The organism is Klenkia terrae (assembly GCF_900491935.1).
Lineage (GTDB): Bacteria > Actinomycetota > Actinomycetes > Mycobacteriales > Geodermatophilaceae > Klenkia > Klenkia terrae.
Window position 1 is genome coordinate 62,347 of the sequence record NZ_UEXK01000004.1, and the last position, 20,331, is coordinate 82,677.

Annotated in this window: 23 protein-coding genes and 1 pseudogene; 10 read left to right on the forward strand and 14 right to left on the reverse strand. The window is 75.6% G+C overall.

What is annotated here, in order from left to right; genetic code table 11:
- Positions 1 to 25: 25 nt before the first annotated feature.
- Together LFA75_RS00480 and LFA75_RS00485 are read left to right on the forward strand one after the other, a co-directional pair.
- On the forward strand, positions 26 to 976 hold the full coding sequence (locus LFA75_RS00480) for a WcbI family polysaccharide biosynthesis putative acetyltransferase (RefSeq protein WP_225231818.1): 951 nt from the start codon (positions 26 to 28) through the stop codon (positions 974 to 976).
- Complete coding sequence (locus tag LFA75_RS00485; protein WP_225231819.1) at positions 973 to 1,395, forward strand: hypothetical protein; 423 nt, start codon at positions 973 to 975, stop codon at positions 1,393 to 1,395. Before LFA75_RS00480 ends, LFA75_RS00485 begins: the two co-directional genes overlap by 4 nt.
- On the opposite strand, the gene LFA75_RS00490 is transcribed toward LFA75_RS00485, so the two are convergent.
- The gene (locus tag LFA75_RS00490; protein WP_225231820.1) at positions 1,370 to 1,702 is read right to left on the reverse strand and encodes a YnfA family protein; all 333 of its coding nucleotides are present in this window, start codon (positions 1,700 to 1,702) and stop codon (positions 1,370 to 1,372) included. The two genes, LFA75_RS00485 and LFA75_RS00490, sit on opposite strands and share 26 nt — an antisense overlap.
- Positions 1,699 to 2,082 carry a GntR family transcriptional regulator gene (locus LFA75_RS00495; protein WP_225231821.1) on the reverse strand — a complete coding sequence of 128 codons (384 nt, stop codon included), beginning with the start codon at positions 2,080 to 2,082 and terminating at the stop codon, positions 1,699 to 1,701. Before LFA75_RS00495 ends, LFA75_RS00490 begins: the two co-directional genes overlap by 4 nt.
- 49 nt (positions 2,083 to 2,131) lie before the next feature.
- Between LFA75_RS00495 and LFA75_RS00500 the strand changes: the two genes are divergently transcribed.
- Positions 2,132 to 2,965: a DUF998 domain-containing protein gene (locus tag LFA75_RS00500; protein ID WP_225231822.1), complete on the forward strand. Its 834-nt coding sequence runs from the start codon at positions 2,132 to 2,134 to the stop codon at positions 2,963 to 2,965.
- Here LFA75_RS00500 and LFA75_RS00505 read toward each other — a convergent pair.
- The gene (locus tag LFA75_RS00505) at positions 2,956 to 4,161 is read right to left on the reverse strand and encodes an amidohydrolase family protein (protein ID WP_225231823.1); all 1,206 of its coding nucleotides are present in this window, start codon (positions 4,159 to 4,161) and stop codon (positions 2,956 to 2,958) included. The two genes, LFA75_RS00500 and LFA75_RS00505, sit on opposite strands and share 10 nt — an antisense overlap.
- A gap of 61 nt (positions 4,162 to 4,222) precedes the next feature.
- Here LFA75_RS00505 and LFA75_RS00510 point away from each other — a divergent pair, with 61 nt between their 5' ends.
- From LFA75_RS00510 to LFA75_RS00520, 3 genes are read left to right on the forward strand one after another with little or no spacing between them, the layout of a single operon-like run.
- Positions 4,223 to 4,897, forward strand: a complete 675-nt coding sequence (locus LFA75_RS00510) for a (2Fe-2S)-binding protein (protein WP_225231824.1) — start codon at positions 4,223 to 4,225, stop codon at positions 4,895 to 4,897.
- Between the two features lie 52 nt (positions 4,898 to 4,949).
- Positions 4,950 to 5,153: a CbtB-domain containing protein gene (locus LFA75_RS00515; RefSeq protein ID WP_225231825.1), complete on the forward strand. Its 204-nt coding sequence runs from the start codon at positions 4,950 to 4,952 to the stop codon at positions 5,151 to 5,153.
- Complete coding sequence (locus LFA75_RS00520; protein ID WP_225231826.1) at positions 5,153 to 5,902, forward strand: CbtA family protein; 750 nt, start codon at positions 5,153 to 5,155, stop codon at positions 5,900 to 5,902. Before LFA75_RS00515 ends, LFA75_RS00520 begins: the two co-directional genes overlap by 1 nt.
- A 24-nt stretch (positions 5,903 to 5,926) precedes the next feature.
- Here LFA75_RS00520 and LFA75_RS00525 read toward each other — a convergent pair whose 3' ends face one another.
- Positions 5,927 to 7,813 (reverse strand): helix-turn-helix domain-containing protein, encoded by a 1,887-nt coding sequence (locus LFA75_RS00525; RefSeq protein WP_225231827.1) that lies wholly within the window; start codon positions 7,811 to 7,813, stop codon positions 5,927 to 5,929.
- A 328-nt stretch (positions 7,814 to 8,141) separates the two neighbouring features.
- Between LFA75_RS00525 and LFA75_RS00530 the strand changes: the two genes are divergently transcribed.
- Positions 8,142 to 9,146, forward strand: a complete 1,005-nt coding sequence (locus LFA75_RS00530; RefSeq protein ID WP_225231828.1) for a DUF2877 domain-containing protein — start codon at positions 8,142 to 8,144, stop codon at positions 9,144 to 9,146.
- A gap of 7 nt (positions 9,147 to 9,153) precedes the next feature.
- Here LFA75_RS00530 and LFA75_RS00535 read toward each other — a convergent pair whose 3' ends face one another.
- On the reverse strand, positions 9,154 to 9,795 hold the full coding sequence (locus LFA75_RS00535; protein ID WP_225231829.1) for a TetR/AcrR family transcriptional regulator: 642 nt from the start codon (positions 9,793 to 9,795) through the stop codon (positions 9,154 to 9,156).
- A 309-nt stretch (positions 9,796 to 10,104) separates the two neighbouring features.
- Here LFA75_RS00535 and LFA75_RS00540 point away from each other — a divergent pair.
- A pseudogene (locus LFA75_RS00540) lies at positions 10,105 to 11,253 on the forward strand (FAD-dependent oxidoreductase); the annotation flags it as partial.
- Here the strand turns inward: LFA75_RS00540 and LFA75_RS00545 are convergent.
- Entirely contained in the window at positions 11,233 to 12,036 is an 804-nt protein-coding gene (locus LFA75_RS00545) for an SDR family NAD(P)-dependent oxidoreductase (protein WP_225231831.1), read from the reverse strand. The pseudogene LFA75_RS00540 and the gene LFA75_RS00545 sit on opposite strands and share 21 nt — an antisense overlap.
- A 119-nt stretch (positions 12,037 to 12,155) precedes the next feature.
- Between LFA75_RS00545 and LFA75_RS00550 the strand changes: the two genes are divergently transcribed.
- Together LFA75_RS00550 and LFA75_RS00555 are read left to right on the forward strand one after the other, a co-directional pair.
- Positions 12,156 to 13,076 carry a LysR family transcriptional regulator gene (locus tag LFA75_RS00550; protein ID WP_225231832.1) on the forward strand — a complete coding sequence of 307 codons (921 nt, stop codon included), beginning with the start codon at positions 12,156 to 12,158 and terminating at the stop codon, positions 13,074 to 13,076.
- A 125-nt stretch (positions 13,077 to 13,201) separates the two neighbouring features.
- Positions 13,202 to 14,413: an MFS transporter gene (locus tag LFA75_RS00555; protein WP_225231833.1), complete on the forward strand. Its 1,212-nt coding sequence runs from the start codon at positions 13,202 to 13,204 to the stop codon at positions 14,411 to 14,413.
- Between the two features lie 41 nt (positions 14,414 to 14,454).
- Here the strand turns inward: LFA75_RS00555 and hisG are convergent, their stop codons facing one another.
- From hisG to LFA75_RS00595, 8 genes are read right to left on the reverse strand one after another with little or no spacing between them, the layout of a single operon-like run.
- Positions 14,455 to 15,318 (reverse strand): ATP phosphoribosyltransferase, encoded by an 864-nt coding sequence (gene hisG / locus LFA75_RS00560; protein WP_225231834.1) that lies wholly within the window; start codon positions 15,316 to 15,318, stop codon positions 14,455 to 14,457.
- Positions 15,319 to 15,349: 31 nt separating this feature from the next.
- On the reverse strand, positions 15,350 to 15,616 hold the full coding sequence (locus tag LFA75_RS00565; RefSeq protein ID WP_225231835.1) for a phosphoribosyl-ATP diphosphatase: 267 nt from the start codon (positions 15,614 to 15,616) through the stop codon (positions 15,350 to 15,352).
- Complete coding sequence (ribH, locus tag LFA75_RS00570; RefSeq protein WP_225231836.1) at positions 15,613 to 16,125, reverse strand: 6,7-dimethyl-8-ribityllumazine synthase; 513 nt, start codon at positions 16,123 to 16,125, stop codon at positions 15,613 to 15,615. Before ribH ends, LFA75_RS00565 begins: the two co-directional genes overlap by 4 nt.
- Before the next feature lie 37 nt (positions 16,126 to 16,162).
- A complete protein-coding gene (locus LFA75_RS00575; RefSeq protein ID WP_225231837.1) occupies positions 16,163 to 17,452 on the reverse strand; it encodes a bifunctional 3,4-dihydroxy-2-butanone-4-phosphate synthase/GTP cyclohydrolase II in 1,290 nt (429 codons plus the stop codon).
- Entirely contained in the window at positions 17,449 to 18,057 is a 609-nt protein-coding gene (locus tag LFA75_RS00580; RefSeq protein ID WP_225231838.1) for a riboflavin synthase, read from the reverse strand. Before LFA75_RS00580 ends, LFA75_RS00575 begins: the two co-directional genes overlap by 4 nt.
- Position 18,058: 1 nt before the next feature.
- Positions 18,059 to 19,105: a bifunctional diaminohydroxyphosphoribosylaminopyrimidine deaminase/5-amino-6-(5-phosphoribosylamino)uracil reductase RibD gene (ribD, locus tag LFA75_RS00585; RefSeq protein ID WP_225231839.1), complete on the reverse strand. Its 1,047-nt coding sequence runs from the start codon at positions 19,103 to 19,105 to the stop codon at positions 18,059 to 18,061.
- Positions 19,102 to 19,779, reverse strand: coding sequence for a ribulose-phosphate 3-epimerase (gene rpe, locus LFA75_RS00590; RefSeq protein WP_225231840.1), 678 nt, complete (start codon positions 19,777 to 19,779; stop codon positions 19,102 to 19,104). Before rpe ends, ribD begins: the two co-directional genes overlap by 4 nt.
- Before the next feature lie 22 nt (positions 19,780 to 19,801).
- A complete protein-coding gene (locus LFA75_RS00595) occupies positions 19,802 to 20,254 on the reverse strand; it encodes a hypothetical protein (protein ID WP_225231841.1) in 453 nt (150 codons plus the stop codon).
- Positions 20,255 to 20,331 lie beyond the last annotated feature (77 nt).

Here is a 20,331-nt window from a genome sequence, read left to right on the forward strand (position 1 = left end):
CACGTCGGGGTCCGATGCTGGGGGCATGACGGACAACCAGGTCGAGGTCGCGGTCCCCGAGCACCTCCGCCGCTGGCACGAGCTCGACCCGGCGACCGTCGAGCCGGGCAGCGTCGGGTTCGTGTGGGGCAACTGCCAGGCCGAGTCGATCCGCCGGATGGTGGCCCCGGCCGGTGCCGCCCACGGTGTGGAGTTCGTCCGGCTGCCGCCGGTGTTCGAGATGGACGAGGCCGAGGTCGGCCGGCTGCACGCGCTGATGGCCGTGGCCGGGGTGCTGGTGACCCAGCCGGTGAAGGACGAGTACCGGGTGCCCGGCTGCGGCAGCGAGCAGCTGGTCGCCCTGCTGCCGGCCGACGCCCGGGTGGTCCGGGTGCCGACCACCTACTACGAAGGCCTGTTCCCCTGGCAGGTGCACGCCCACGACGCCGACGGCCGGGTGGACGCCCCGCTGACCGACTACCACGACCTGCGGCTGCTCGACGCGGCTGTGCGTGGCTGGGACGTCGCCCGCGCCGTCGCGCGGATCGAGGAGCTCGAGCCCGCCGCCGACGCCGTCCGGGACCTCGCCGCGCGGTCGCAGGCCGAGCTGCGTCGCCGGAACGCCGACCTCGACGTGGACACCACCGACGCGGTCGTCGCCGGCGGCGCCGAGGCGATGTGGACGGTGAACCACCCGGCCAACGCCACGCTGCGGGAGGTGGGCGCCGGCGTGCTCGCCACGCTGGGCTGGCCCGGGGAGCCCGACGTCCCGGACCACCAGATGCTGGGCGGCTCGCGGGCGCCGCTGGAGGCCGCCGTCCTCACCGCGCTGGGGCTGGACCCCGCCGCCGCCCGGCCGCGCTGGTCGCTGGCCGGCCGGGACGTGCCGTGGGCCGAGGTCGCCGGCCCGCAGCTGCAGCTCTACGCCGAGCAGCCCGACGTCGCCCGGCGCGCGGTCGAGAAGTACGCCGAGCGGACGGCGGCCCTGGGGCTGTGACCGGCCGGCTCACCCGGGACGACGTCGGCTGCTGGGTGCTGAAGTCCTCCCGGCTGCCCGAACCCGGCTGGGCGCCGGGCACCGCGGTCGAGCTGACCCGGTGCGTCCGGCCGTCCTACCGGCTGGGGCTGATGGCGCCCGGGGACCCGGTGCTGCTGTGGTGCAGCGGACGGGTGGACCCCGGCGTGCACGCCACCGGCACGGTGACCGCCGGGGTGCAGGACTCCGCCGACGGCCCGGTCGTGGGCGTGCGCTGGGCCCTGCTGCCCGCGCCGGTGCCCCGGGAGGCGCTGCTGGCCGACCCGGTCGCCCGGGACGCCGAGGTGCTGCGGATGCCCGCGGGAAGCAACCCGTCGTGGCTGTCCCCGGCGCAGTGGGCGGTCGTGCGCGCGCTCAGCCCGACCGCGGCGCGTACATGATCAGCGCCACGCCGACCAGGCAGACCAGCGCGCCGGCGATGTCCCAGCGGTCGGGCCGGAACCCGTCGGCCACCGCCGCCCAGGCCAGCGACCCGGCGATGAACACCCCGCCGTAGGCGGCCAGCACCCGGCCGAAGCTGGCATCGGGCTGCTGGGCGGCCACCAGGCCGTAGAGGCCCAGCGCGACCACCCCGGCCCCGATCCACAGCCAGCCGCGGTGCTCCCGCACGCCCTGCCAGACCAGCCAGGCGCCGCCGATCTCCAGCAGCGCGGCCAGCCCGAACAGCGCGATCGAGCGGCCGGTCACCGGGCATCGGTGAGGGCGGCGTGCACGACGGCCAGCACGGTGTCGTCGTCCAGCCCGTCGGCGCGGGCGGCGGCGACCAGCCGGTTGGCCGCCGAGCGCAGCCGGGCCCGGGCCGGGTCGCCGGACCCGCCGGTGACCACCGTGCCGGCCCGGCCGCGGCCCTCGACCAGGGCGTCGGTCTCCAGCTCGGCGTAGGCCCGGGCGACCGTGCCCGGCGCCACGCCGAGCTGCTCGGCCAGCCCGCGCACCGTGGGCAACCGGTCGCCCTCGACCAGCTCGCCGGCGTGCACCAGCTCGGCGATGTGCGCCCGCAGCTGCTCGTAGGGCGGCGTGCCGTTGCCGACGTCCACCTGGATCCGCAGGTCCACCGCACCGGTCATGCGGCCCAGTCTGGCCGAGCCCTCGGCAGGGCTGGGACCATGGTTCCCCGTGAGCGACAGCGACGACCGCACGGCCCCGGCCCCCACCTCCCTCAGCCGCACCCGGTACCTCGCCGGAGGTGCGGCCTGGCTGCTCACGCTGCAGTTCTTCGTGCTGGAGGCGGTCTCGGTCGCCCGGTTCGGCGGCTACAGCCGGGTGGACCAAGCGATCAGCGACCTGGGCACCTCGCTGTCCCCCGGCGCCGGCCTGATGAACGCCTCGTTCATCGCCCAGGGCGTGCTGATCGCCGCCGGCGCGGCCCTGCTGCGCCCGGCGCTGGTCGGCCTGGGCGGTCGCCTCGCGCTGGTGCTGCTGTCGGCCGCCGCGGTGGGCACCGTGCTCGTGGGCCTGTTCCCCTCCGACGACGGCGGGGCCACGCACACCGTCGGCGCCATCCTCTACCTGGTCGGCAGCGGGCTGGGCCTGATCTCGCTGGCCTACGCCCTGCGCCCGCGCTCGGAGGCGGTCGGCACGGTGCTGGCCCTGCTCGGCCTGGTCGGCATCATCGGCACGGTCTTCTTCGGCACCGGGGTGACCCAGCTGCTGGGCTACGGCGGCATGGAGCGGGTGGGCGCCTACGTGCTGCCGATCGGGCTCGCCGTCGCCGCCGTCCTGCTGGTCCGGCAGGGCGACGACTGGCAGGTCGTCCTGCCCGAGGGCGAGGACGCACCGCTTACCAAGCGGCAGCGCCGGGAGCTCGAGCGGGCCGAGGCCTTCGACCGGGCCCGGGAGCGCGACGAGGCGCTCGAGGCGCACGCCAAGAAGACGGCGGCGGCCGACCCCGACGACCCCGACGAGCCCTTCGACGAGGAGGCCGCCTGGAAGTCGCCCCGTCAGCGCTGAGCGACCACCCGGCCGCCCCGGACGACGGCCCGGGGTGCGGCGTGCCGGGCCAGCAGGTCCACGGTGCGCTCCGCGTCGTGCACCAGCAGGTCGCCCGGTCCGCCCTCGCGCAGCCCGAACCCGGCCAGCCCGAGCACCCGGGCAGCGCCGGTGGTGACCAGGTCGACCAGCACCTCCAGGTCCGGTGCGGTGCGCATCTCCAGCAGGTGGGCGGCCAGGAACGCAACCTCCAGCAGGTTGTGCCGGCCGAACGGGTAGTAGGCGTCCTCCACGTCGTCCTGGCCCAGCCCGACCGGCAGGCCCTCGGCCAGCAGCCGGCGGACCGGCACCGCGCGGCCGCCGGTGTGCGGGTCGCTGACGAAGCCCAGCCCGGCGGCCCGGGCCTGCCCGACGACCTCGGCGAGCCCGGCCTCGTCGTAGGAGCCGAGCGCGCGGGCGTGGCAGGCGACACCGCGGCCGACCAGCCCGTGGGCGACCATCGCCTGCGCCAGCATCCCGGTCGTCCGGTAGGCCGGGTCCGGCGCGTCGTCGGTCAGCATCGCCACCCGCAGCCCGCGGCGGGCAGCCAGAGTGCAGGCCCACTCGACGTGCGCCCGCTGGTCGGCCTCGCCGTCCTCGATCCACGGGATGCCGCCCACCACGTCGGCGCCCAGGTCCAGCGCGGCCTCCACCAGCTCCGCGGTGCCCGGGTCGCGCAGCACGCCGTCCTGCGGGAAGGCCACCACGGACACGTCGACCACGCCGGCGACCTCGGCCCGGGCGGTCAGCACCGCCTCCATCCCGACCAGGCCGGCGGCAGAGTCCACGTCGACGAACGCCTGCACGTGCAGCACGCCGTGCTCGACGCCGAGCTGCAGCACCTCCCGGATGCCGGGCAGCAGCCGGTCCAGCGACCAGTGCGCCTTCACCGCGCTGGCCAGGTCGATGCTCACCGCGGACTCCGCCATCCCGTCGGCGGTGTAGGCGGCCAGGGCCGCCTCGCCGGCCAGCGGCAGGGTGCGCACCTTGTCCAGGTGCAGGTGGCCGTCCACGCACGGCTCGGTGACCAGCCCGCCGTCGGCGGCGACCACGGGGACGCCGTCCGGGCGGGGGCGCTCGCCGACCGGGGCCAGCGCGACCACCCGCCCCCCGGCGACGTGCACGTCGACCACCCGGCCGTCGCGCAGGCGGGCATCGGTCACCAGGAGGTCGCTCATGGGACCACTCCTACCGCAGCGGTGTGACGGGCCGGTGACCGCACGCTGGCAGGCTGGCCGCGTGCTCCCCGCCCTGCTCGCCGCCGCCCGGCTCGGGCCGTTCTGCGCGCTGGACGACGAGCCCGGTCCGGGCTGGGTGGACCTGGCCGACGGGGACCGGCTGCTGGGCGAGCGGGCCGCCGCGGTGCGGGCGGTGCTGGGCCCGGCCGCCGCACCGCGGGTGGTGCACTCGCTGGTCCACCTCGGGGTCGTCGCCCGGGTGCTGTCCCCGGCCGTGGGCGCGGCGCTGGCGGCCGGTGTGCTGCCGGTGCCGACGTCGGTGCACCTGCAGCCGGTGGGGTCCAACCCGGTGCCGATGGCGTGGGCCGGTGTGCGCGGGGTCGACGTCGCCGGCCCGGAGGCCATCGCGGCCGCGCTGGCCGAGCACTGGCTGGGGCCGCTCGTGCAGCCGTGGACGGACACGGTCGCCGGGACCGGGCTGTCCGGGCAGGTGCTGACCGGCAACGTCGTCTCCGCGGTCCACGGCACCTGCGTCGTGGTCGCCGCCGCCCGGCCCGACCTCGCCCCCAGCGCCCGAGCGCTGGTCGACGCGCTGGTCGCCACCGGTCCCCTGCGCGGCCGGGGTGCCCGCCGGCCCGACGGCAGCTTCGTGCGGCGCTCGTGCTGCCTGATCCAGCTGCTGCCCGGGGCCGGCACCTGTGGGGACTGCGTCTTGGTGGACCCTGTGCCTGCGTGAGTGCGCAGCTGCGACCTTGGCCGATAGGGGAACCGGGTCCTGGCGTCCGCGCATGACCTCCGCACAGCACAACCCCACCCGCGTCGCGGTGCCCCGCATCGCGGTGCCGGCCTGGGCCTGGGCCCTGGCGATGCTCGCCCTGTTCGCGCTGTACCTGGTCGCCCAGGACAACGGCGCGGTGCTGGCCTCGGCCGGGGACGTCGCCCACGAGTTCTTCCACGACGCCCGGCACTCCCTCGGCATGCCCTGCCACTGATGGTCAGCGACCTCGCCGCCCCGCGGCAGACCGCGCCCCGCTTCGCCTCGCTGCTGGGCCGGTTCGCCATCGCCGGCCTGGTCGCCGGTGCCGCCTCGGGCCTGTGGTCGATGGTGGTCACCGAGCGCGCCATCGCCCCGGCGCTGGCGCTGGAGGAGGCCCGGTCGGCCGGGTCGCACGAGCACTCCGCGGAGCTGTTCGGCCGCGGCACGCAGCTCCTCGGCGGCTTCCTGGGCACGGTGATCGCCGCCGTGGTGTTCTCCGTCGTCGTCGCTGCGGTGTACGCCGGTCTCCGGCACCGGCTGCCCGGGCGCAGCGATGTCTCGCGGGTGGCCGTCCTCACCGCGATCGGGTTCGCGGTCTTCGCGCTGCTGCCGGCGATCACGATCCCGGCCAACCCGCCCGCGGTCGGCGACCCGGACACCATCGACGCCCGGACGGCGATCTACATCGCCGTCCTCGGTGCCGGGGTGGTGACGGCGCTGCTGGTCGGCGCGCTGGTCGGCACACTGCAGGCCCGCGGGGTGCACCCTTCGGCCGTCGCGGCGGTGGGCGTGCTGGTCACCCTGGCCCTGGTCGTGGCCATGGTGCTGCTGGTGCCCGACAGCCCCGACGCCATCGCCGCCGACGTGCCGGCCGCCGTGGTGTGGGACTTCCGGCTGGCCTCCCTGGGCCAGCTCGCCGTGCTGTGGACCACGCTGGGCCTCACCGCCGGCTACCTGGTCGACCGGCTGGCCCGCCGGGCCTGAGGCCACCGCCCTGGGCCCGGGGGCTCAGCCCTGGGCGTGGGAGAGCGACTCCAGGCCGTCGTCCAGGAACGGCAGCGCGGAGGCCTCCACCGGCGGCCGGTGCGCCTGGTCCAGCCCGCGCATCCGGGCCGCGTGCAGGGCCAGCAGCAGGTTCAGCCGCAGCGTGGGGTCGGAGGTGAAGGGCCCCAGCATCCGCTCGAGCTTGCCGATCCGGTAGCGCATCGTGTTGTAGTGGAAGTGCAGCCGGCGGGCGGACTCGGCCACGTTGAGGTTGGTCTCCAGCAGCACCCGCAGCGTGTCCCGCAGGTCGGCGGAGTCCGGGTCGGAGGCGTCGGCCAGCGAACCCAGCACCTCGTCGACGTAGGAGCGCAGCTCCGAGCTGTCCGGGATCAGCGAGAGCAGCCGGAAGACGCCCAGCTGGTCGAAGTGGGTGACCGTGGCGTCGCCGTGGATCTCCTGGCCGACCTGCAGCGCCCGCTGGGCCTGCTGGTGGGCGTCGCCCAGGCCGGACAGCACCTGGGCCGGCCGGCCGATCCCGGTGGCCAGCACCCGGCCGACCCGGCGCAGCCGGGCGTTGACCCGGCCGGTGACCGCGGCGACCAGGGCGGTCAGCTCCTCGGGCGTGCGGCCGTCCAGCGGCAGCACCGTGACGATCTCGGTGGCCAGCCCGGCCACCGCCGCCCCGGCGACCTCGCCGTCGATCGCGGCCCGCCAGCCGTCGGCCAGGCGGTCCAGCACGTCTAGGGCACGGGTGGGGTCGGTGTTGGCGTCGGCGACGGTCTCGGTGGCGCTGACCAGGACGACGACCGGTCCGTCCAGCCGCCAGCCGAAGGACCGGGTGTAGGCCAGCGCCCGCTCGGTGTGCCCGATCGCGCCGCTGACCAGCCGGCGCACCATGTCGCCCTGGAAGCGCAGCTCGACCGAGTGCACCGCCTGGTGGCGGATCTCCGACAGCGCCGCGATGACCGCGCCGCGCTCGAGGACCGCGCCGGCGCCGACCAGCATCGGGCCGTGCCGGTTGACCGCGACCAGCCAGCCGTGCCGCTGGTCCCCGGCCATGATCGGGGCGACCGCGTACTCGCCGACCCCACCGGGCAGCTCGTGGTGCCCGGGCACGAGCAGGATGCCGTCGGCCGGGGACAGGTCGGCGTCGGCCAGCACGTCGGCCGGGGTGACGATGGCCTGGTCGGCGCGGTTCTCCGACAGGCGGCGGGCGCTGGGCAGGTCGGAGTAGGCGTCGTCGGCGGCGGCGTCCAGCAGCCACAGCCAGTCCCGCACCTCGGTCACGTCGTCCGGCGGGCCGGCGCTGGTGGCGATCTCGCGGTCGGGGCCCAGCCCCAGGACTGCCGCCCCGTCGAGGAAGGTCGCGGCCTGCGCGGTGACCTCGGCCAGCCCGCCGCCGGTGAGCGCCACGTCGATGAACTGGTTGTGCATGCGGTCGGCCAGGCTCAGCGCCTGGGTCTGCTTGGACACGATCGCGCCGAACACCTCGGCCACGACCAGGTCCAACCGCGAGGTGCGCGGCAGCGCGACGATCGGGAACCCGCGGCGGTCGGCCTCGTAGCGCACCTCCGCCGGGACCGCGGGCGGCCCGTCGGAGTCGCGGTAGGCCAGGGCGGCGGTGCCCAGCGCGGTCAGCCGCTCGATCAGCGCCCGGCACTGGCCCGGGTCGGCCGGGGGCAGCCGGGCGCCGAGGACGACGAGGACGTCGGGACCGGCGCCGGCGAGCGGGTCGGCCGGGTCGTCGACGACCACCTGGCGCACCACCCGACCGGCCCCCGCGGAGCCGGCGACCAGCGTGCCGTCGGTGAGCGCCAGCAGCTGGGTGACCGACAGCCCCATGCTGTCCTCGAGCGCCGTGCGCTCGGTCGGGGCGACCCGGGACAGCGCCGGCTCCGACCGCTGCGACACCTGACGCAGCGGAGCCGTGCGGATACCCTCCGCGATCGGCGTCACTGTGCGCTCACGATCAGTCACCGGAATCTCCCCCATGTCGCTCATCCGCCCACCGCACGCCACGGATCCTGTCAGAGCTACCCGGCCCATTGCACACATTCTTGGCTAGTTCCGCCATACGGAGCCGCCCGACGCGCCGCATAGGTTCGAGATCCGCTCGGTGTTGCCGTGCACGGATGGTAAGCCGTCGACGACGGTGCCGGACCCCGGTCCGGTCTCCCTCCGCCCGGCACCCCGGCGGCCGGTGACCCGAGAGGGTCGCCGGTACCCAGGGGAGGGACCCATGCGCACCGCTCAGCCGCAGCACGCCACCCAGCCGCAGCACGCCACCACCGCCGCACCCGGCCGCGCCGCCCGCATGGGCGTGCCCACGATCCCGCTCCCCCCGGGGTCCGCGCACACCGCCCGGCGCACCGCCCAGGCCACGACCGCCCACGGCCCGGCCGTGCCGGCCGCCGCGAGCACCGGCATCGCCGAGCTGCTGCGCGGCCCGGTCCGCCCGGCGACCGTCCTGCTCTCGGTGCCGGCCGCGGTCTACCTGTCGGTGCCCACCCCGCAGGGCACCGAGGTGGTCGGCGTGCTGACCGCCGACGCCGCCCGCCTGCCGCTGGGCCTCGTCCTGTCCCGGCGGGCCAACGGCCGACCGCTGGCCTCCTCCCCCGCCGGCGCCCCGGCGACCGTGGGCGGCGGCCGGGTCGTCGTCGGCGACCTCACCGTGTCCGCGGCGGCCTGGTGGGACCCGCGCCCCCGGCTGCCCGGTGCCCAGCCGGCCCTGCTGCCCGAGGGCGTGCGCACGCTGCGGACGACGCTCTACGGCGACGCCCCGCACAGCGCCTTCACCCTGCCCGGCCTGCCCGGCGGGCCCAGCGGACCGCTGGCCGCCCTCCGCGGCGCCGTGCGCCGGGCCGACCTGGACGCCGCGCTGCGGACCGCCACCCGCCTCGTGGGCCTCGGCCCGGGCCTCACCCCGGCCGGGGACGACGTCCTCGCCGGCACGGTGGCCGGGCTGGTGCTGCTGGGCCACCCCGCCGCCGAGCGCTTCGGGGCCGGCGTGCACGCCCTCGCGGTCGGCCGGACCACCGAGCTGTCCCGGGCCCTGCTCAAGCACGCCGCGGCCGGTCGGGTCAGCGGCGAGTTCGCCGCCGTCGTCCGGGCGCTGATCGGCCAGGGCGACCTGGACACCGCCGTCGCGACCCTGCTCACCACCGGGTCCACCAGCGGCCGGGCGATGGCCCTGGGCCTGTGCACCGCCATCGACCTGGCCGAGCGGACCACCCGCCCACGCTGACCAGCGGTCAGGCCAGCAGGGAACGGACCGCCACCTCGGCGAGCTGGTCGACGAACTCCGCGTCGTCGACCGGCTCGTCGGTGGTGAACCCCGGCCCGTACGCCACCCGCAGGACCGCGGTGGAGAAGACCACGTCGAAGCACGACCGCACCGCCGCGGCGGGGTCGTCGTGGGTGATCGACGCGCGAGCCCGCAGCAGCAGCGCGGCCACCCCGGCGCCCAGACCCCGCACGTAGCCGGTCCCCCGCCGGCGCACCTCGGGGTGCGCCCCGGACACCAGGACGACGGCACCCAGGAAGCGCCGGTGCGCCAGCACGAGGCCGACCACCTCGCGCACCACGCCGCGCACCAGGTCGTCGGGCGCCAGCCCGGCCCACCGGTCCTCGTCGGCCAGCACGTCCTGGCCGGCCAGCAGCCGGGCGATGCCGTGCTCGTAGACGGCGAGGAACAGCGCGTCCTTGCTCGCCGTCCGGGCGTAGATGGCCGGCGGCGCCACCTGGGCGCGGTCGCACACCGCGGCGATCGTGAAGGCCTCGTAGCCGCCGTCCTCCAGCAGGGCCACGCCGGCGTCGAGCACCCGGGCCCAGGCCTCCCGGCTCCGTCGCTGCCGGGGCAGCCGGACAGCGAGGTCATCGGTCTGCTCAGCCACGCCCCATCCTCTCCCGCCACCCCCGGCCCGTCCTTGACGACCGCGTGACGCGCGCTACAGTCAGCGCGAACGATAGCGCTCACTACTGTTTGCTCGTCGAGAGGCTCCCCGTGCCGTCCACCCCCGCCNTGTGTCATAGCTGTGTAGATAAGCTTCCGACAAAACATCTCGGAAGGAGTAGGCGTGACTGGCGGAGTTGCATACTGTAGTGTGCGTATCTTGTTCATACAGGTCGGCGCGGGCGCGGAAATTTACACAAGGGTTGTCGTCGGCGGCGTCAGATGTTTATAAGGGACAGGTGCCGGCCCCGCCGGCATGGCCGCGGCCCTCGGCGCGCTGCGCGCCGGCCACCAGGTCGTCGTGCTCGAGCGCTACCGGGAGGCCCGCCCGGCCGGCAACATCCTCAACCTGTGGCCGCCGCCGCTGAAGGCGCTGCGCGCCCTGGGCGTGGACACCGTCGACCTGGGCGCCCCGACCGACTCGGAGTTCCGCAACCTCGAGGGCAAGGTCCGCGTCCGGGTGAAGCTCGACCAGGCCGTCAAGGACGAGTTCGGCGGCGGCTTCATCGGGCTGCTGCGGCCCGAGCTGTACCGCCGCATGCTCGCCGCCATCCCCGAGGGCACCATCCGGTACGGCCAGCAGGTGGACCGGATCTCCCAGGACGACCGCGAGGTCACCCTGCACCTGTCCGACGGCAGCAGCGAGACCCACGACGTCCTCGTCGGCGCGGACGGCATCGACTCCCTGGTCCGCCGCACGCTCTGGGGCGACGCGCCCAAACGGGAGCACCGGCTGCACATCTTCGGCGGCTTCACCTTCGCCGACGTCCCGGGCACCACCCCGAACAGCTGCGTGCTGACCCACGGCCCCACCGTGCAGGGCAGCTGGACGTCGATCCGGCACGAGGGCCGCGACGGCCACCAGTGGTGGGTGCTCACCGGCACCGACCCGGACGCCCCGGCGCCGGCGGACCTCAAGGCCGCCGCCACCGCGCTGGCCGCGCAGTTCCCCGCCCCGCTGCCCGGCCTGGTCGCGGCCACCGCGGACGCCGACGTGCAGCGCTGGGTGCTGCGCGACCGCCCGGCCCTGCCGCAGTGGTCCCGGGGCCGGGCGACCCTGGTCGGGGACGCCGCGCACCCCACCTCCCCCTACGCCGCCTACGGGGCCGGCATGTCCATCGAGGACGGCTACTTCCTCGGGGTCGCGCTGCGCGGGGTGGACCTGACCGACCCGGTCGCCGTCGCGGCCGCGCTGCAGGCCTACGAGGCCCCGCGCCGGCCGCACACCGCCCGGCAGGTGCAGCAGGCCTACCTGCTCGGCAAGGTCTTCCACCACACCCCGGCGGCGCTGCGGCCGGTCCGGGACTTCGTGTTCGACCACACCCCGTTCCTGCAGAAGGTGGCCGGCGACAGCAACCCGAAGCTGATCAACGAGCAGCTAGCGCTGATCGAGGGCTGACCCGGCCGGCGGCGGCGCCGCGGCGCGGACGGCGTCGCTGATCGACTTCCCCCCGCCGTGGGCGGTGAGGCCGCCGTCTACCGGGATCTCCGCGCCGGTGATGAAGGCGGCACCGTCGCCGAGGAGGAAGGCGACCAGCGGCGCCACCTCGTCGACGGTGCCGGTGCGGCCCAGCGGGGTCTCGGCGACGTTGGCGTTCCGGAAGGCCGGCGACGCCGAGGCGGTCATCGGCGTCTCGATGTAGCCCGGGTGGACGGTGTTGACCCGGATGCCGCGCGGGCCCAGCTCCAGGCAGGCGGCCTTGGCCAGCCCGCGCAGCGCCCACTTGCTGGCCGTGTAGGCCGCCGGGTAGTGCCCGGTGAGGGCGGCCACCGACCCCACGACGACCACCGAGCCGCCGGCCGGCATCAGCGGGGTGAGCGCCTGCAGGCCGAGCAGCGTGCCGGTCACGTTCACCGCCAGCACCCGCTCCAGGTCCGCGGTGGCCAGCTCGGTCACCCGGGCCCGCCAGGTGGTCCCGGCGTTGCAGACCAGCCCGTCGACCCGGCCGTGCCGGTCGGCCAACTCCGCGGCCAGCGCGGTCCACCCGGCCGCGTCGGTGACGTCCAGCCGCCGGTAGTCGGACCCGTCGAGGTCCTCGGCCGGCTCGTCGTCCAGGTCGCAGCCGGTCACGAGGGCACCCTGGGCGGTCAGCAGCCGGGCCTCGGCCGCCCCCTGGCCGCGACCGGCCCCGGTGACGACGACGACGCGACCGGCGAGCGGGCCTGGACGGGGTGCGGGCACGGGGACCTCCTGCGTCGACGGTGACCGTCCCACCCAACGCCACCGGCGCCCATCAGGGAAACCCGGATGGATGATGCCGGACATCACCACCGGTGATGCTCTCGGGCTAGCCTGCGGGGGTGAACGTGGCCAACCTGGACCTCAACCTGCTGGTCTCGCTGGACGCGCTCCTGCACCAGCGCAGCGTGACCCGCGCCGCCGGTCAGCTGGGGCTGTCCCAGCCGGCGCTGTCGGCGTCCCTGGCCAAGCTGCGCCGGCACTTCGGCGACGAGCTGCTCACCCGGGTCGGCAACGAGTACCGGCTGACCCCGCTGGCCGAGCAGCTGCAGCTGCAGTCCCGGCTGGCGCTGCAGTCGGTGCACCGAGTCTTCAGCGCCCAGCCGGCCTTCGACCCGGCCAGCTCCACCCGCGAGTTCCACGTGCTGCTCAGCGACTACGGCATCACCGTGCTCGGCGACACGCTGGCCACGCTGCTGGCCGAGACCGCGCCGGGGGCCCGTCTGCGGCTGACCCCGCACACCCCGGAGCTGGTGGGCCGGGCCGACCAGGCGCTGCTGGCCGCGGACCTCATGCTGCTGCCCCGCGGGTTCATCGACGACCTGCCGTCCGTGGACCTCTACACCGACGAGTGGGTCGTGGTGGTGTCCACCGACAACCGCGCGGTCGGCGAGGCGATCACCGTCGAGCAGCTGCAGACCCTGCCCTGGGTGTCGGTCTACCACGGCCAGACCGCCTCGACCCCGGCTGCGCGGTTCCTGCGGATGCGCGGCATCGAGCCCCGCGTCCAGGTGGTGACCGAGAGCTTCCTGACCGTGCCGGGCCTGGTCGCCGGGTCCGGCCGGATCTCGATGCTGCAGCGCCGGCTGGTCGACCTCCTGCCGCTGGCCAGCGGCGTACGGGTGCTGCCCTCGCCGGTCGACGTCGGCGGGCTGGTCGAGGCCATGTACTGGCACCCGGTCTACGAGCGCGACCCCGAGCACGCCTACCTGCGGGACCTGGTGCGCCAGGCCGCCGAGCTGGCCACCGCCCGCGTCGGGTAGGGCATCAGCGCGGTGGATGCCGCGCCTCACCGGATCTATTGGCCTTCGGTGCCCCGGAGTCCCCACACTGCGCCTCGCAGTGATGCCGGTCACCGAGGTCCGGCCTGATCCTCCAGGAGTGCGCGTTGTCCGAGACCATCCCCGCGGCCGCCGCCGTCGCGGCCCCCGACACGGGGGCCCTGCACCCGTCCACCGGCCGCCCGGCCGGCAAGCCCGCCATCGCGGTGCTCATGGCGGCCAGCTGCATGCCGATCCTCGGCGCGGTGCTGCTGTCCCCCGTGCTGCCCACGCTGCAGCGCGCCTTCGCCGACACCCCCGGCGTCGACGCCCTGGCCCCGCTGGTGCTCACCGCCCCGGCCCTGGTCATCGCGCTGCTGGCCCCGGTCGCCGGCCGCATCGTCGACGCCGTCGGGCGCAAGCGCCTGCTGGTCGGCTCGCTGGTCCTCTACGCGATCCTGGGCACCGCCCCGGTGCTGCTGGACTCGCTGCCCGCGGTGCTGGCCACCCGGGTCGGCGTCGGCGTCGCCGAGGCCGCGATCATGACCTGCTGCACCACGCTGATCGCCGACTACTCCGCCGGCGCCCGCCGGGCCAAGCTGTTCGGCCTGCAGACCATCGTCACCACGCTGGCCGCCACGGTGTTCTTCGGCCTCGGCGGCGCCCTGGGCAGCAACGACTGGCGCACGCCGTTCTGGCTGTACCTGGTGGCGCTCCCGCTGGCCGGCCTGGCCGCCGTCCTGCTCTGGACGCCGACCGTGCCGCCGGGCACCGACGGTGCCCTGCCCCCGCTGCCCTGGCGCCGGATGCTGGTCCCGCTGGGCATCAGCCTGGTCGGCGGCATCGTGTTCTACACCCCGATCGTCGAGCTGTCCTACGTGCTGGACGACCTGGGCGTCACCGAGACCGCGGCCATCGGCGGCATGGCGGCGCTGGCCTCCCTGGCCACCGCGGCCGGTGCGGCGTCCTTCCCCCGGCTGGTCGCCCGCGGCCCCCGGTTCCTGCTGCCCACCGCCTTCGGGCTGGCCGGCATCGGCCTGGTCGTCATGGGCCTGGCCCCGGTCGTCCCGGTGGCCGTGCTCGGCGCGGTCATCGCCAGCGCCGGCACCGGCCTCATGCTGCCCAGCCTGCTGACCTGGGTGGTCTCCGGGCTGTCGCTGGCCGAGCGCGGCCGGGGCACCGGCCGGTGGACCGCCGCGCTGTTCCTCGGTGAGTTCCTCTGCCCGCTGCTGGTGATCGCGGTGTCCGGGGCCCTGTCCGGCATCGCCGCCGCGGTGGCCGTGGTCGGCGTGCTGTCGGTCGTCGTCGCGGTCGTCGTCCGCCAGCTCCGGCTGGCCTGACCCGCGCGGAGCTGGGCCCCGGGCGGGTCAGATCGGGCAGGTCAGATCCGGCACGCGTGGATCGACGTCACCAGGATCGCCCGGGCGCCCAGCTCCCACAGCTCGTCCATCAGCCGGTTGGTCTCGGCCTGGCGCACCATCGCCCGCACCGCCGACCACCCCGGGGTCTGCAACCGGCTCACCGTCGGGCCCTCCAGGCCCGGGGTGATCGCGGTGGCCCGCTCGAGCAGGTCGTCGGGGCAGTCGTAGTCGAGCATCACGTACTGCCGGGCCACCAGCACGCCGCGCAGCCGGCGCTGCAGCTGGGCCACCGCCGGGTTGTCCTCGGCGCCGGTGCGCTGCACCAGGATCGCCTCGCTGGTCAGCACCGGGTCGCCGATGACGTGCAGGCCGGCCTGGCGCAGCGTCGTCCCGGTCTCGACCACGTCGCACACGGCGTCGGCCACGCCCAGGCGGCAGGCGGTCTCCACCGCGCCGTCCAGCTTGACCACCGAGGCGTCGATGCCGGACTCGGCGAGGAACTTCTCCAGCAGCACCGGGTAGGCGGTGGCGATCCGGGTGCCGGCCAGCCCGGCGACGTCCTCGATGCCCGAGCCGGTGGGGCTGGCGAACCGGAACGAGGACCGGCCGAAGCCCAGCGCCATGACCTCCACGGCCGGGGACGCGGTGTCGGCCGGGGTGGTCTCCTGCAGCATGTCCCGGCCGGTGATCCCGACGTCCAGGGTGCCGGCGGCCACGTAGACGGCGATGTCGCGCGGTCGCAGGTAGAAGAACTCGGTGTCGTTGTCGGGGTCGTAGACCGCGAGGTCCTTGGTGCTGCGCCGCTGGCGGTAGCCGCTCTCGGACAGCATCTCGGCCGCGGGTTCGGACAGGACGCCCTTGTTGGGGACGGCGACGCGCAGCACGGGGGAACTCCTGGTCATGGGATCGGGCGGTTCAGAGGTGGGCGTAGACGTCGTCAAGCGTGAGGCCCTTGGCGAGCATCAGCGCCTGCGTCCAGTAGAGGAGCTGGCTGATCTCCTCGGCGGCCCGCTCGGGGCCCTCGTGCTCGGCGGCCATCCAGCTCTCGGCCGCCTCCTCCACGAGCTTCTTGCCGATCGTGTGCACCCCGGCCTGCACGGCGGCCACCGTGCCCGAGGCCGGGTCACCGGCGGCCACCTTGGCCTGCAGGTCGGCGAAGAGCGCGTCGAACGTCGTGCTCACGCGCCGCTGCCGATGCCGAACCCGGTGTCCCGCTTCGGGGCACGCAGGCGGCGCAGGGTCACCGCGGTGTCCAGCGCCGCGACGGTGGCCTCCCAGCCCTTGTCCTCCGCGGAGTCCTCGAGGCCGGCCCGGTCCCGGGCCTGCTTCTCCCCCTCGGTGGTCAGCACGCCGTTGCCGATCGGCACGCCGGTGTCCAGGGACACCCGGGTCAGCCCGGCGGTGAAGGAGTCGCAGACGTACTCGAAGTGCGGGGTGCCGCCGCGGACGACCACTCCGAGGGCGACGACGGCGTCGTGGTCGGCGGCCAGCGCCTGCGCCACCACCGGCAGCTCGAGCGCCCCGGACACCCGGACGACGGTCGGGTCGGGCACGCCCATCTCCAGGGCGCAGGCGGTGGCCCGGGCCAGCAGGGACTCGCAGATGTCGCTGTGCCAGCGGGCGGCGACGATCGCCAGCCGCAGCCCCGATGCGTCGACTGCCTGGTCGGTCGGTGCGCCTGCTCCGCTCATCGCGGGGTCTCCTCTGTGCTGGTCGGTCGGTCGGGGGTCACTGGTCCTGCTCGGGCTGCCGGATCGGGGTGTGCGTGCCGACCGGCACCGGGATGTCCACGTCGGGGTCGACGATGTCCAGGATGTGGCCCATCCGGTCGCGCTTGGTGCGCAGGTAGCCGACGTTCTCCGGTGTCACGTGGCTGGGCAGCCCCACCCGGCCGGTGATCCGCAGGCCGTAGCCCTCCAGCCCGGCGCGCTTGGCCGGGTTGTTGGTCAGCAGCCGCATGGACCGCACGCCGAGGTCCACCAGGATCTGCGCGCCGGTGCCGTAGTCGCGGGCGTCGGCGGGCAGGCCCAGGTCGAGGTTGGCGTCCACGGTGTCCACGCCGGCGTCCTGGAGCTGGTAGGCCTGCAGCTTGTGCAGCAGGCCGATCCCCCGGCCCTCGTGGCCGCGGATGTAGAGCACGACGCCGCGACCCTCCTGGGCCACCGCGGCCAGCGCGGCCTGCAGCTGGGGGCCGCAGTCGCAGCGCAGCGAGCCGAACACGTCACCGGTGAGGCACTCGGAGTGCACCCGGACGAGCACGTCCTCGCCGTCGCTGATGTCGCCGTAGACGAAGGCCACGTGCTCGCGGTCGTCGTAGGAGCTGGCGTAGCCGACCGCGGTGAACAGGCCCGGCGCCAGGGGCACCTTGGCCTCGGCGACCCGCTCGACCAGCTTGTCGAACCGCTTGCGGTAGGCGATCAGGTCGGCGATCGAGCACATCACCAGGTCGTGCTCGTCGGCGAAGACCCGCAGCTCGTCGCCCTGGGCCATGCCGATCGGGTCCTTCTCGCTGACGACCTCGCACAGCGTGCCCGAGGGGCGCAGCCCGGCCAGCACGGCCAGGTCGACGGCGGCCTCGGTGTGGCCCGGGCGGCGCAGCACGCCGCCGTCGCGGGCCCGCAGCGGCACGATGTGGCCGGGGCGGGACAGGTCGGCGCTGCTGGTCTCGGCGCCGGCCAGCAGCCGGATGGTGTGCGCCCGGTCGGTGGCCGAGATGCCGGTGGTGATGCCCTCGCGGGCGTCGACGGTGACCGTGTAGGCGGTGCCCCGGCGGTCCTGGTTGACCCGGAACATCGGGGGCAGGTCCAGCCGGTCGGCGTCGGCCTCGGTGACGGCCACGCAGATGTAGCCCGAGGTGTAGCGGACCATGAAGGCGACCAGCTCGGGGGTGGCGAGCTCGGAGGCGAAGATCAGGTCGCCCTCGTTCTCGCGGTCCTCGTCGTCGATGACCACGACGGGCTTGCCGCTCTTGATCGCGGCGATCGCGTCCTCGATCGAGTCCAGGTGCGTGCGGCTCACGCTCGCGCTCCCATCAGTCGTTCGACGTACTTGGCGATGACGTCCACCTCCAGGTTGACCCGGTCCCCCGGGGTGCGGGCGCCGAGGGTGGTCTCGCGCAGCGTGGTGGGGATGAGGGAGACCTCGAGCCACGGCTCGGGGTCCTGGACCTCGGAGAGGGCGCTGACGGTCAGGGAGACGCCGTCGACGGTGATGGAGCCCTTCTCCACGACGTAGCGGGCGACGTCGGCGGGGAGCGCGACCCGGACGACGGTCCAGTGCTCGCTGGGGCTCACCGAGGCGATCGTGCCGACGCCGTCGACGTGGCCCTGCACGATGTGCCCGCCCAGCCGGGTGCCGGCGGTGACCGCGCGCTCCAGGTTCACCGGGTCGCCGTCGGTCAGGGCGCCGAGACTGCTGCGGCGCAGGGTCTCGGCCATCACGTCGGTGGACCAGACGCCGTCCTCGATGCCGGTGACGGTCAGGCAGACGCCGTTGACCGCGATCGAGTCACCGAGCGCCACGCCCTCGAGGGTGGTCGTGCTGCGGACCCGCAGCCGGGCGGAGTCGCCCTGGTCGTCGCGGACGACGAGGGTGCCGACCTCCTCGACGATGCCGGTGAACACGTCAGTTGCCTTCTTCCGTCGGTCGTGGGGACCCAGTGTGCCGGGTCGGCCGGTACCGGACCTGCACGTCCCTCCCCAGGGTGGTGACGTCCAGCATCCGCCACTGCAGCGCACCGGCCATGGTGGTGATTCCCAGGTCGCCGGTCAGGGCGGGTCCGGCGCCCAGCAGCTGCGGCGCCAGGTGCAGCACCAGCTCGTCGACCAGGCCCGCCCGCAGGAAGGCCGCGGCCAGGGTCGGCCCGCCCTCCAGGAGCACCCGGCGGGCGTCGCGGTCCCACAGCTCGGCCAGCAGCTCGGCCGGCCCGGCGGCCCGGCTGACGAGGGTCGGCGCGGCGTCGTCGTGCACCCGGGCGGTGGCCGGCACCCGGCCGCGCCGGTCGAGGACGACCCGCAGCGGCTGGTGGTCGGCGCCGGGCACGTCGCGCACGGTCAGCTGGGGGTCGTCGGCCAGCGCGGTGCCCGACCCCACCAGGACGGCGTCGCAGGTGGCCCGCAGCCGGTGCACCGCGGCGCGGGCGTCGGGGCCGGTGACCCACCGGCTGGTGCCGTCGGCGGCGGCCACCCGGCCGTCCAGGGTGGCGGCGACCTTCCAGACCACCTGCGGCCGCTGCTCGCGGACGCCGAGCAGCCAGGGCGCCAGGGCGCCGTCCTCGGCCTCGGCCTGCTCCACGCCCAGCTCGACGGCCACGCCGGCGGCCCGCAGCCGCTCGGCGCCGCCGCCCGCCTGCCCGGTCGGCTCGGGCACCGCGACGACCACCCGGGCGACCCCGGCCGCCAGCAGCGCCACCGAGCACGGCCCGGTGCGGCCGGTGTGGTCGCAGGGCTCCAGGGTGACGACGGCGGTGCCGCCGCGGGCGCGCTCGCCGGCCTGCGCCAACGCCGCGACCTCGGCGTGCGGGCCGCCCGGGGGCGCGGTGGCGCCCTCCCCCACGACCTGCCCGGCGGCGTCCAGGACGACGGCGCCGACGGCGGGGTTCGGGCTGGTGCGGCCCAGCACGGACCAGCCCAGCTCGCGGGCCCGCCGCATCGCCTCGGCGAGAGTGGTCACGCGGTCGGGAAGGAGCGGGCCGCCTGCGCGCGCAGCGCGGCGATCGCGGCCGAGGGGTCGGCCGCGCCGTAGACCGCCGACCCGGCCACGAACATGTCCACCCCGGCCTCGGCGGCGACCTCGATGGTGTCGGCGTTGATGCCGCCGTCGATCTCGACGAGCAGCTGCAGGTGGCCGGTGTCGACCAGCCGGCGGGCCTCCCGCACCTTGTCCAGCACCTCGGGCATGAAGGACTGGCCGCCGAAGCCGGGCTCGACGCTCATCACCAGCAGGGTGTCGAAGGCGGGCAGCACGTCGAGGTACTGCGCCAGCGGCGTCCCGGGCTTCAGCGCCAGCCCGGCCAGCGCGCCGGCGGCCTTCAGGTCGCGGGCCAGGTCCCGGGGGTCGCCCGTGCAGGCCTCGGCGTGCACGGTGACGTTGCGGGCGCCCAGCTCGGCGTAGGCCGGTGCCCACCGCTCGGGGTCGGTGATCATCAGGTGGCAGTCCAGCGGTACGGGGCTGACCGCCTGGATGGCCTTCACCACCGGCTCGCCGAGGGTCAGGTTGGGCACGAAGTGGGCGTCCATCACGTCCACGTGCACCCAGTCCGCGTCGGCGATCCGCGCGGTCTCCTCGGCGAGCCGGGCGAAGTCGGCGGAGAGCAGGCTGGGCGCGATCATCGGGCGGCGGGACACCCCGTGATCGTAGGGCGGGCCCTCACCGCTGCCCGGTGCACTCCTGGGCCGCCGCCCACAGCAGCTCCCCCAGCGGGTCGGCCTGCGGTGCCGTCCGGTCCGGGGCCGGGAGCTGGTACCGCCGGTGGGCCAGCGCCGCGGCCACGCCGAGCCACGGGGTGCGCAGCTCGGCGGGGTACCAGGCGACGTCGACGTCGAAGACCCCGTGCAGCCGGCGCCGGGTCGACGTGCGGGCCAGCACCACCGTGCCCGAGCCCGGCGGTCGGCGGCCGAGGAGGCTGCGCAGCACCTGCAGGGCGGCCGGGTGCTGCACCCACAGCTCGCTGACGTCGACCACCGCCGGCCGGTCGCCCAGCTCGTCGACGGCGTCGGCGAGGTGGTCGTGCAGCAGGCCGAAGCCGGCCCGCACCACGCCCCGCACGGTCAGGACGACGGCCGGGCCGCCCTCCCGGACCACGATCTCCCAGCGGTCCACAGCACCACCCCGCAGCCGGTGACGGCCACGGGTTCGAGCTCACCGGAGGGTGTGGGCAGGGGCTCCCGCGCGCAAAC

Coding starts and splice junctions, on each gene's coding strand:
- LFA75_RS00480 (WP_225231818.1), top strand. CDS start 26: ATGACGGACAACCAGGTCGAGGTCGCGGTCCCCGAGCACCTCCGCCGC.
- LFA75_RS00495 (WP_225231821.1), bottom strand. CDS start 2,082: ATGACCGGTGCGGTGGACCTGCGGATCCAGGTGGACGTCGGCAACGGC.
- LFA75_RS00505 (WP_225231823.1), bottom strand. CDS start 4,161: ATGAGCGACCTCCTGGTGACCGATGCCCGCCTGCGCGACGGCCGGGTG.
- LFA75_RS00515 (WP_225231825.1), top strand. CDS start 4,950: ATGACCTCCGCACAGCACAACCCCACCCGCGTCGCGGTGCCCCGCATC.
- LFA75_RS00520 (WP_225231826.1), top strand. CDS start 5,153: ATGGTCAGCGACCTCGCCGCCCCGCGGCAGACCGCGCCCCGCTTCGCC.
- LFA75_RS00530 (WP_225231828.1), top strand. CDS start 8,142: ATGCGCACCGCTCAGCCGCAGCACGCCACCCAGCCGCAGCACGCCACC.
- ribH (WP_225231836.1), bottom strand. CDS start 16,125: ATGAGCGGAGCAGGCGCACCGACCGACCAGGCAGTCGACGCATCGGGG.